Source organism: Kitasatospora sp. NPDC091257 (assembly GCF_044757675.1).
GTDB lineage: Bacteria > Actinomycetota > Actinomycetes > Streptomycetales > Streptomycetaceae > Kitasatospora > Kitasatospora lactacystinica.
This window is the reverse complement of record NZ_JBIVVI010001589.1, coordinates 1-1,677: the sequence shown is the minus strand read 5'-3', so window position 1 is coordinate 1,677 and position 1,677 is coordinate 1. Positions and strand designations below refer to the sequence as shown.

Annotated in this window: 2 protein-coding genes; both read left to right on the top strand. The window is 75.0% G+C overall.

Annotated elements, in window-relative coordinates; genetic code table 11:
* The first annotated feature begins 515 nt into the window (after positions 1 to 515).
* Positions 516 to 1,238, top strand: coding sequence for a TetR/AcrR family transcriptional regulator (locus ACIQOV_RS40550; protein WP_401056035.1), 723 nt, complete (start codon positions 516 to 518; stop codon positions 1,236 to 1,238).
* A 100-nt stretch (positions 1,239 to 1,338) separates the two neighbouring features.
* Complete coding sequence (locus tag ACIQOV_RS40545) at positions 1,339 to 1,668, top strand: hypothetical protein (protein WP_401056033.1); 330 nt, start codon at positions 1,339 to 1,341, stop codon at positions 1,666 to 1,668.
* The last annotated feature ends 9 nt before the right edge of the window (positions 1,669 to 1,677 follow it).

Here is a 1,677-nt window from a genome sequence, read left to right as displayed (position 1 = left end):
ACCTGCTCGTTGGTGTGCGCCGGACGCCAGCCCGCCTCGTGCAGCCGGCTCCCGGCACCACGCCCCCACCGACCGCCACCCACCTCCCGACGACGCACCGCACCCGGCTCGGCCGCCCTGGTCACCGAGCCGCCGCCCGATGCCCCGCCCCATGCCTGGTCACCGCCACTCACCGAACTCCGCGGGGCCGGTCCGCCACCGCCGCGTCCGCCGCCGCCGCGTCGGCCACCCTCCGCAACCGACCCCGCCGCCCCGGTCGCCGTGCCCGCCGTCCCCGTCGCTCCACCGCCGGTCGGCTGACCAGCGGGATCGGCGAATCGACCGGCAAATCCCGTCGACCCGTTTACGCCCGATTCCTACCTTGTATCCTGGTTCTGTATCCGCTGAGTGACATCCACCGAAAACGCCGAACCCCAGCCCAGGCAGCGGGCCCCGCGCCACGGCCGGTCCGCCGAACCGTCCGAACGGCCCGGGCGCGACCGGGAACGCTGCCACCGACCCGGAGGAGTGCGGAGATGGCCGAGCAGGACGCCCCCGAGAAGCGGGGCCGGCTGAGCCGCCCGCTGGTGCTGGGCGCCGCCGTGGCCCTGGTCGACCGCGAGGGCCTGGGCGCGCTGACCATGCGCAGGCTCGCGGCCGAGCTCGGCGTGGAGTCGATGGCCCTGTACCGCTACACCCCGGGCAAGGAGGCCCTGATCGACGGCCTGGTCGAGGCCTACTTCGACGAGATCAACGCCCGGCTGCGGGCCGACTCCACCGGCGGTTCCCACCCGGACGGCTGGCGCGCCGAACTGCGCCGGATCGCCCGGGCGTTCGCCGCCACCGCGCATGCCCACCCCGAGATCCTGCCGCTGGTCGCGACCCGCCCGCTGGCCGTCCCGGTGGCCCGCCGCCCGGTCTCGGTACTGGACCTCACCGAGCACATCCTGGCCGTGCTCGGCCGGGCCGGCTTCGACGACGCCGGCGCGCTGACCGTCTACCGCACCTTCGTCGCCTGGAACCTCGGCTGCCTGCTGGTGGACAAGCGCCAGGTGGTCGACAATCCGAGCGAGCCGGACCCGGCCCTGCGGCTCGGCCTGCACCGGCTGCCCGCCGCCGACTACCCCAGGCTGCGCGCCCTGGTGCCCCGGTTCGCCGACTTCGACCACGAGGCCGAGATGCTGAGCGGCCTGGACAGCCTGCTCGACGGGGTGCCCGAGCCGCCCCTTGACGACTTCTACCGTGACGGCGGATCCTGAGGATACGAGGTACACGTCGGACATATCCGCTCCTATCGGCGCCGCCGCGCCGCCCGGCACCACCGCGGCAGCCCGCTGACGGCGCCCGGAAGAAGTCCCCATGTCCTCCGCACCCCACACGTCACCCCCTGATGACATCCTGCGCCTCCGCGTCACCGCCAAGGACCCGGAGACCCTGCGCGCGCTGCTGCGCGACACCCGCCCCGACGTCGGCGGACGCCCGCACGTCGAGGAGGACGGCCGCATCGGCATCGACGTCTACGTCCCGGCCGACCGGATCCCGGCCCTCGAACGCGAGGGCGTCACGGTCACCATGACCGGCAACGCCAGCGAGGCCGGGCGCGCCGCCCAGGCCGAGGTCGGCAGCGGCGACCGCTTCGCCCCCGCCGACGCCGTCCCGCACGGCCTGGCCGCCAAGCTCTCCGGCTGACCCGGGAGG

Excerpts from the sequence above, each read along its gene's own strand:
- ACIQOV_RS40550 (WP_401056035.1), top strand. The coding sequence starts at position 516 with ATGGCCGAGCAGGACGCCCCCGAGAAGCGGGGCCGGCTGAGCCGCCCG.
- ACIQOV_RS40545 (WP_401056033.1), top strand. The coding sequence starts at position 1,339 with ATGTCCTCCGCACCCCACACGTCACCCCCTGATGACATCCTGCGCCTC.